This is a genomic window from Sphingomonas bacterium (assembly GCF_028292945.1).
Lineage (GTDB): Bacteria > Pseudomonadota > Alphaproteobacteria > Sphingomonadales > Sphingomonadaceae > Sphingomonas.
Window position 1 is genome coordinate 1 of sequence record NZ_JAQGLJ010000055.1, and the last position, 7,897, is coordinate 7,897.

Consider the following 7,897-nt stretch of genomic DNA (forward strand, 5'->3'; position numbering starts at 1 on the left):
GCCTGTTCCGCCGCCACCAGCGCGACTCGCGCCTCGGCCGCCTGCACGCCAGCCTCGGCAGCGGTCACGCGGGTGGCAAGCGCAGCCTGCTCGGCGCGCGCGCGTCCGGCGGCGGACCGTTCTCGCTCAGCGGCGGCAGCGAGGGCATCGGCGCGCAGCCCCGCCGCTGCCGCCTCGCGCTTGGCGTCGGCGAGACGACGCTGCGTATCGGGAACCGGAGCCGCCCCGAGCAGCGCGATGCACCCGAGATAGAGCAGCCGGCGCATCAGCCCTCGCGGTGGTAGGGGTGGCCGGCGAGGATGGTCGTCGCGCGGAACAGCTGTTCCGCCAGCATCGCGCGCGCCAGCAGGTGCGGCCAGGTCACACGACCAAACGAGAGCAGCAGGTCCGCGTCCTCGCGCTCGGCGTCGGCGAAGCCGTCGGCCGGGCCAAGCTCGAACCGGGCTTCACGCACGCCCTCGTCGCGCCAGCGGCCCAGCCGCTGCGCAAAGCCGGTGGAGCCGAGCATCTCACCCGTCTCGTCGAGCATGACCCGCTTCGTATGGCCCTCGATGGCCGGCACGCGCCCGCCACGGTCGGGCAGCTCGGTCACGCGGGTCGGCCAGGCGATGCGGCCCAGATACCGGTCCAGCAGTTCCGCCTCGGGCGTCCGCCCGATGCGCCCCCTGGCGACGATATGGAGCAGGATCAGGCGGAACCCGAGGGAGCGGCTTCGGCCGTCGGCGGCGGCGCATCGCCGAACGCCCACATCCGCTCCAGATTGTAAAAGGAGCGCACTTCGGGCCGGAACAGGTGGATGATCACGTCGCCAGCATCGATCAGCACCCAGTCGGCCGCCGGCAATCCCTCGATCCGGCAGCTGCGGCCGCATTGCGCCTTGATCTTCTCCGCCAGCTTCTGCGCCATCGAGGCGACCTGACGGGTCGATCGGCCGGATGCGATCACCATGTGGTCAGCGATCGACGACTTGCCGGCGAGCGGGATGGAAACCGTCTCCACCGCCTGGTCATCATCGAGGCTCTGCATCACGAGGGCGTGCAGCGCCTCGGCTTCGGCCGGATCGGTCGGGCGCAGTCTGGGGGTGAGGGAAGCGGGGGAAGCGGGCAATTCTACTCCTTCGGAGCGTGAGGCAGGTATCGCCGGGCCCAATCGGGATCGGCCGCGCGCAGGGCGGTGGCGGAGGTCGGGTCGGGGCGGAACCGCAACAGCACGAGGGCCGGCACACTCCACGTCGTCCAGCGCTTCGCTTGGTCCGGACGCCGCTGATAACGCCCAAGCCATCCCATCGCGCGGCACGCGAGGGCCTTACTAGTATAGGGTGGGCGAGCGATCACCGCAATCGGCACGGTGCGGGCGATCCCACGCCAGTCGCGCCAGCGGTGGAACTGGCCGAGATTGTCCGCGCCCATCAGCCAGACGAAGCGCAGATGGGGGTATCTGACTTTCAGCGCGCGCAACGTATCGATCGTGTAACGCGTCCCCAGCTCCGCCTCGATCGCCGTCGCCCGGATCGGCGCGCGCCGCGCCATTGCGCGGGCCGACGCGAGCCGCGCGGCGAGCGGCGCCATGCCGGCCTTGGGCTTCAGCGGATTGCCAGGCGAAACCAGCCACCACACCTCGTCCAGCCCCAGCGCGCGCATGGCGGCGAGCGTGATGCCGCGATGCCCACGATGCGCGGGGTTGAACGAACCGCCGAGCAGGCCGATGCGGCGGGTCACCACCGACCCCAGTCCTGGGCACCGTGAGCGACGCGAGTGATGCGAACCTCTCCATCGACGATGCGGTAGAGGAGCAGGAAGGGCGTGTTTTTGACCGACCATTTCCGCAATCCACGACGGCGGGTTGTCGGACCAGCCTGCGGAAACTCACAAAGGAACTCGCCGGCCTTTAGTGCCTCTCGGAGCGATCTTTGCGCAAAATCGTCATCCAGAGGTCCATAGAACAGCGCGATGCGCGCCAGATCGGCCTGCGCGCGCATCGCCCATCGGAGTGTCTTCACGCCGCGGCAGCGGCAGGACGGGCCAACGAGTCAACCCACGCGTTCATCTCTTCGTGTGAGACGACCCGACCTGCTCGGAAGTCGGCATCACCTTCCTCGACGAACGCCGTCATTTGAAGTTCTTCCTCGACGTAGCGGGCGACGGCTTTCGCGATCAGCCAAGCTCGGCTGCGCTCGGTGTCGTTCGCCAATTTGTCCAACTTCAAGGAAAGCTCTTCGCCAATGCGCGCGGTGATGACGACTGTGCTCATGTTGGTGCAAATGTATACGTGCTGTGCAGGATCATCAACCCCGCACCTGCCCGGTTCCCCGCCCCAACCACTTGTACGTCGTCAATCCCTCCAGCGCGACAGGGCCTCTGGCGTGCAGGCGACCGGTGGCGATGCCGATCTCCGCGCCCAGGCCGAACTCACCGCCGTCAGCGAACTGCGTCGAGGCGTTCCACAGCACGATGGCGGAGTCGACCGCGGCCAGGAATCGCTCGGCGATCTCGCGATTCTCCGCGACGATCGCGTCGGTATGGCCCGATCCGTATCGCGCGATATGAGCGATCGCGCCTTCGACGCCATCGACCAGCTCGGCTGCCGCGATCGCCTCAAGATACTCATACCCCCAATCACCATCCTGCGCTCGGGGCAGCTCGGGAGTCAGCGCGCCCAACCGCGCTCCCACCCGCACCTCGCACCCGGCCGCAGCCAGACCGCGCGCCAGCCCGGCGGGATCGGCAAAGGCGCGGTCGATCAGCAGGCACTCCATGGCTCCGCACACGCCGGTGCGACGCAACTTGGCATCGCGCACGATCGCGGCCGCCATCACCGGATCGGCCGAGGCGTCGATATAGACATGGTTCACGCCATCGAGATGCGCCAGCACCGGCACGCGCGCATCGGCCTGCACGCGCGCCACCAGCCCCTTGCCGCCGCGAGGGATGACCAGGTCGAGCATGTCCGCCGCCGCCAGCATCGCCCCCACCGCCGCACGATCCTGGGTCGGCACCAGTTGCACGGCGTCGGCGGGCAGCCCGGCCGCCGTCAGTCCCTCGACAAAGGCGGCGTGAATGGCGTGGTTCGAGCGCGCCGCCTCGCTGCCGCCGCGCAGGATCGCCGCGTTGCCCGCCATGACGCACAGCGCAGCCGCGTCGGCGGTCACGTTGGGACGACTTTCGTAGATGATGCCGATCACACCGATCGGCACGCGAACCCGCGACAGGAGCAGGCCGTTCGGGCGTTCGGTCGCGTCGATCACCTCTCCGACCGGATCCGGCAGCGACGCCACTGTCTCGATCGCGATGGCCACGCCTTCCAGGCGGTCTTTGTCCAGTCGCAGCCGGTCGCGCATCGCGGAGGTCAGGTCGGTCGCGGCGGCCATGTCGCGCGCATTGGCGGCGAGAATTGCGGGCGCCGCCGCGCGCATCGCGGCTGCGGCACTGCGCAGCGCGCTTGCCTTTTGCGGCGTCGTCGCACCGGCAAGCACGCGAGCAGCGCCTCGGGCGCGGCCGCCCAGTTCGGCGATCAACGCATCGGGATCGGCGAGAATTTCGGTATCGGCGTTCATCTGGCTGCGTGCTGTGAGTCGTTCGGGACGGGACCGGGGCCTGTGCCATGACAGTTTTCGCTTCCGTAGGACAGCGGCGTGCGAGGACGGCCTCGACCCCACGCCCGACCGCGCGACCAGGCCAGGCGGGGGCGATTAGGGGCGAGCCATGGACAGCGCGATCGACGGCGCCCGCGACGCGAGCTGACGCGCCGCTACCAGGCGCGCAAGAACCCCAAGCTGCTGTTCTACAAGATCAAGACATCGGCCGATAAGTTCAGCCGGGCGTTGATCCCATCTCGCTGCCGTTCATCTGGCTGCTGTTTTCCGTTCCGGCGTGACGTCGGGTTGTACGATCATGCCATCTTCGCGACCTGTTCGCTCAGCTTCATGTCGCTGCTGGTCGTCCTGGTCGCGCTACTCGGCGCAGTCGGTCAACGACAGGGAAAGCGTTTGGCGATCACCTTCGCGTACCCGTCCTTGAGCGGACGCTTCTTGTCGGCGGCAGGCAGCGCGGCCAGCCCGTCGAGCATTTCCATGATGCCGATCGATTGGCCCGGCGGGGGACAGGCAAGGGCAGGCCGGCCGGCAGCCTTGCGCGCATCCCGGTCCGCCTTCAGCTCGCGCGTCGCTGTCTGCGCCTCGGTGCGCAGCAGCGAGAAGTCCGGGGAAGCAAGTGCGGCCAGTGGGTTCGCGCGCAATGCCGTCGCCTTGCTGACGAAGGTGCCCACCGTCATCTTCGCCGACGCCGGTGCCGCCACCAGCATCGCCACACCCAGAAACGCAAACCGCCGACCCATCACAAGCTCCTGCCGAAACAAGGACTTGCTACGGGCCGGCGGCTGAACCGGGGGTGAAAGGTCACGCACCCAGAGGTGACGGCGTCCCGAACGGACCCGTCGGACGCCGGGTCTTGGGAATGGAGGTCCCCGCCTTGACCACCGCGGGAGCCGGCACGCCGTCGTCACGGCCGATGTCCTCGCCAGCGACGATCCGCTTGATCTCGTCGCCGGTCAGCGTCTCGAACTCCAGCAGCGCGCCGGCAACCGCGTGGAGCTGATCGAGATGCTCGTTGATCACCACGCGCGCGCGCTTCAGCCCGTCCTCGACCAGCCGCTTGATCTCCTTGTCGATCAGCAACGCGGTCTCGTTCGACATGTTATGCCGCTGTGTCTGCGAGTAGCCCAGGAACGTCTCGCCCTGCTTCTCCTCCAGCTCCAGCGGGCCGATCGCGTCCGACATGCCCCATTGCGTCACCATCGCACGCGCCAGCTTGGTCGCCTGCTTGATGTCACCAGAAGCGCCGGACGAAACCTTGTCATAGCCGAAGATGACTTCCTCGGCGACGCGCCCGCCCATCACGGTCGCCAGATCGGCGAACATCTTGTCGCGATGATAGGAGTAATTGTCGCGCTCGGGCATCGACACGACCATGCCCAAGGCGCCACCGCGCGGGATGATCGTCGCCTTGTGGATCGGATCGGACGCCGGTTCGTGCGCACGGACCAGGGCATGACCCGCCTCGTGATAGGCGGTCATGCGCTTCTCGTCGTCGGTCATCACCAGCGACTTCCACTCCGTGCCCATGATGACGCGGTCCTTGGCGAGCTCGAACTGCGCCATCGCTACCAGCCGCTTGCCCAGCCGCGCGGCCATCAGCGCCGCCTCGTTGACCAGGTTTGCCAGGTCCGCACCTGCCATGCCCGGCGTGCCGCGTGCCAGCGTGCGCGCGTCGACGTCCGGCGCCAGCGGCACCTTCTTCATGTGGACTTCAAGGATCTTCACGCGACCCTCGATGTCGGGCAGCGGCACCGTCACGCGGCGATCGAACCGGCCCGGCCGCAGCAGCGCCGGGTCGAGCACGTCGGGGCGGTTGGTCGCCGCGACGATGATGATGCCTTCGTTGGCGTCGAAGCCATCCATCTCGACCAGCAGCTGGTTGAGCGTCTGCTCGCGCTCGTCGTTGCCGTTGCCCAGGCCGGCGCCGCGATGACGACCGACCGCGTCGATCTCGTCGATGAAGACGATGCATGGCGCGGACTTCTTGGCCTGTTCGAACATGTCGCGCACGCGGCTCGCGCCGACGCCGACGAACATCTCGACGAAGTCGGAGCCGGAAATGGTGAAGAAGGGCACGCCGGCCTCACCCGCGATGGCGCGCGCCAGCAGCGTCTTGCCGGTGCCGGGCGAACCGACCAACAGCGCACCCTTGGGAATCTTGCCGCCGAGCCGGGCAAAGCGCGTCGGATCCTTCAGAAACTCGACGATCTCCTCCAGCTCCTCGCGTGCCTCATCGATGCCCGCGACGTCGGCGAAGGTGACCTTGCCTTCCTTCTGCGTCAGCATCTTCGCGCGGCTCTTGCCAAAGCCCATCGCGCCGCTGGCGCCGCCGCCCTTCTGCATCTGCCGCAACACGAAGAACGCGATACCCAGGAACAGCAGGAACGGCAGCGACTGCACCAGCAGATATTGCCAGATGGACGGGCCATCCTCGGGCTTGCCCGATACCTCGACACCCTTGTCGCGCAATTTCTGCGGCAGGGTGGGATCGGGGATGGGATAGGCCCGGAAGGTCTCGCTTGTCTTGAGCGTGCCGGAAATCATCTCTCGCGAGATGTTGACCTTCTGCACCGCGCCCTCGTCGACCTTGTCGAGGAACACCGAATAGGCGATCTGATTGCCCGCCGCCGTCGTGCCGCGCCCGCCGATCACCGTCACGAACAGCGCCAGCGCCAGCAGGATGCCGACCCATACCAACAGGCTCTTCATCCAGGGATTGCCGCCGCCGGAATCGGGCGAAGGCTGCTTGTCATTGTCGTTCATGGGCGCGCGATACCTCTCAAGCCGCCAAGATAAGCGCGGTGACGTTAATGGCAATGGAACGGGAGCGGGATTGCGGCGATCAGCCGGTGCGGCGGGGTGGGGCCGGTCGAAAGTGCCAGCGACCCTTGCTGATCCGGGCTTGCACGTCGGCAATCGTGCCGCCTCGCCCCGCTTCCAGCGACCGCACCAAATCCGGCACTGAGGTGTCGCGCCACTCGTCGAACATGCCGTTTTCCAGACGCACTTCATCGATGGCGGCGCGAACTAGGCGACGGCTTAGCTCAAACGGCAAGCCATCGGCCTGCAGCCATACAGTGTCATCGGCCGCCAGTTCGAACCGCGACTTCACTTCGCTGTCCATCACCCACTCCAGCGCGTCCTCGACGTGCCGTAGGTTCGCGGCGGCACGGGCAAGACGATCGGGCGGCAGATCCGGATCGTCCGCTATCCGCAACCGCATCCGAGCGCGGTCGAAGCGAGGATCAACGTTGGACGGATCATCGACCGCCGCGATCTTCGCGTTACCGACGATCTCGGCGAGTTCCGCGCGTGACCATGTCAACAGGGGGCGAACGATGACCGTCCGATAGCCGGGGCCATCGTTCGGCCGTTTAGTGCGCATGGCCGCCATGCCCGTCACGCCCGCTCCCCGTGCCGCTCGCATCAGAAAGCTCTCGGCGACATCATCGCGTTGATGCCCGGTGGCGATGTAGGTCACGCCGCGCTCGGCCGCCCATTCCCCCAATAGCCAGTAGCGGGTCGCGCGCGCCCGGTCCTGAAGGTTGGCTCTCTCCACGCTTCGCTGCGGTCCCAAACGAAGTGTCGCATGGGGCATGCCCAAACTGGCGCACAATCGTTCGACGTGTTGAGCCTCGGCGGCCGCTTCGCGACGCAGTTCGTGATCGACGGTCGCGGCCGCAACTCTGCCGGGGAAGGCAGCGTGCGCGAGCAGTAGCAGCGCGAGGCTATCGCCACCGCCCGAGACCGCAACGCCCAGTTGTCGAGCCGGAGCGGGCTGCTCCATCAGCGCCTCCAGATCAGCCCGGAAGCGCTCGACCGTGGCCGGATCGAGCGTCAGGTCGCCTTGCACTTCGCCGCGGTGCGCCCGGTCGCCACGTCCGCCTTCATCCGCGTCGTCAGCTTGTTGGCATAGACATCGGCGAGCTCGTCATAGACCTTGCAGGCATCGGCCGGCTTGTTGAGCTTCTGCAACGCCTGGCCGAGATAATAGAGGCTCTCGGGCGCGCGCTCGCCGTCGGGCGCCTTCTTGTAATTGTCGTAGAACGCCATCGACGCGAGGCTGGGCTTGCCGTCGTCCAGATAGGCACGGCCGAGCAGGTTCTGCGCGAAGCTGTAGCGCTTCGCCGCGGGCCCGGCAGCCGCCGCCTTCTTCAGCTGCGCCTGCGCTTCCGGGTAGAGCTTGGCGCTCCATAGGCGATAGCCATAGGTGTAGGCGTCCTCCGTCGCGTCGCCCGTGTCGGGCCTGGCGACCGCCGTGACGCGCTCGGCGCGATCGGGATCGGCCGCCGCCGCCGCGCGGGC

Annotated in this window: 9 protein-coding genes and 2 pseudogenes; all 11 read right to left on the reverse strand. The window is 67.6% G+C overall.

All coding sequences use genetic code 11. The annotated features are described in order from the left end of the window. A pseudogene (locus tag JWN21_RS07200) lies at nucleotides 1-266 on the reverse strand (metalloendopeptidase); the annotation flags it as partial. Next, complete coding sequence (locus JWN21_RS07205; protein ID WP_299647728.1) at nucleotides 266-688, reverse strand: 23S rRNA (pseudouridine(1915)-N(3))-methyltransferase RlmH; 423 nt, start codon at nucleotides 686-688, stop codon at nucleotides 266-268. The gene JWN21_RS07205 and the pseudogene JWN21_RS07200, both read right to left, overlap by 1 nt. Next, on the reverse strand, nucleotides 688-1,026 hold the full coding sequence (rsfS, locus tag JWN21_RS07210) for a ribosome silencing factor (RefSeq protein ID WP_299647730.1): 339 nt from the start codon (nucleotides 1,024-1,026) through the stop codon (nucleotides 688-690). The genes JWN21_RS07205 and rsfS overlap by 1 nt, the downstream gene beginning before the upstream one ends. 83 nt (nucleotides 1,027-1,109) lie before the next feature. After that, a complete protein-coding gene (locus tag JWN21_RS07215) occupies nucleotides 1,110-1,718 on the reverse strand; it encodes a nicotinate-nucleotide adenylyltransferase (RefSeq protein ID WP_299647714.1) in 609 nt (202 codons plus the stop codon). After that, the gene (locus JWN21_RS07220) at nucleotides 1,715-1,978 is read right to left on the reverse strand and encodes a type II toxin-antitoxin system RelE/ParE family toxin (protein WP_299647716.1); all 264 of its coding nucleotides are present in this window, start codon (nucleotides 1,976-1,978) and stop codon (nucleotides 1,715-1,717) included. The genes JWN21_RS07215 and JWN21_RS07220 overlap by 4 nt, the downstream gene beginning before the upstream one ends. A 17-nt stretch (nucleotides 1,979-1,995) precedes the next feature. Then, the gene (locus JWN21_RS07225; protein ID WP_299647718.1) at nucleotides 1,996-2,250 is read right to left on the reverse strand and encodes a CopG family ribbon-helix-helix protein; all 255 of its coding nucleotides are present in this window, start codon (nucleotides 2,248-2,250) and stop codon (nucleotides 1,996-1,998) included. Nucleotides 2,251-2,284: 34 nt separating this feature from the next. Then, complete coding sequence (locus tag JWN21_RS07230) at nucleotides 2,285-3,553, reverse strand: glutamate-5-semialdehyde dehydrogenase (RefSeq protein WP_299647720.1); 1,269 nt, start codon at nucleotides 3,551-3,553, stop codon at nucleotides 2,285-2,287. 413 nt (nucleotides 3,554-3,966) lie between these two features. Continuing rightward, on the reverse strand, nucleotides 3,967-4,332 hold the full coding sequence (locus tag JWN21_RS07235; protein ID WP_299647722.1) for a hypothetical protein: 366 nt from the start codon (nucleotides 4,330-4,332) through the stop codon (nucleotides 3,967-3,969). Between the two features lie 61 nt (nucleotides 4,333-4,393). Beyond that, nucleotides 4,394-6,355, reverse strand: a complete 1,962-nt coding sequence (gene ftsH, locus JWN21_RS07240) for an ATP-dependent zinc metalloprotease FtsH (RefSeq protein ID WP_299647724.1) — start codon at nucleotides 6,353-6,355, stop codon at nucleotides 4,394-4,396. A 79-nt stretch (nucleotides 6,356-6,434) separates the two neighbouring features. Then, entirely contained in the window at nucleotides 6,435-7,445 is a 1,011-nt protein-coding gene (gene tilS, locus JWN21_RS07245; RefSeq protein WP_299647726.1) for a tRNA lysidine(34) synthetase TilS, read from the reverse strand. Beyond that, nucleotides 7,430-7,897 (reverse strand): annotated as a pseudogene (locus JWN21_RS07250) (hypothetical protein); the annotation flags it as partial. The gene tilS and the pseudogene JWN21_RS07250, both read right to left, overlap by 16 nt.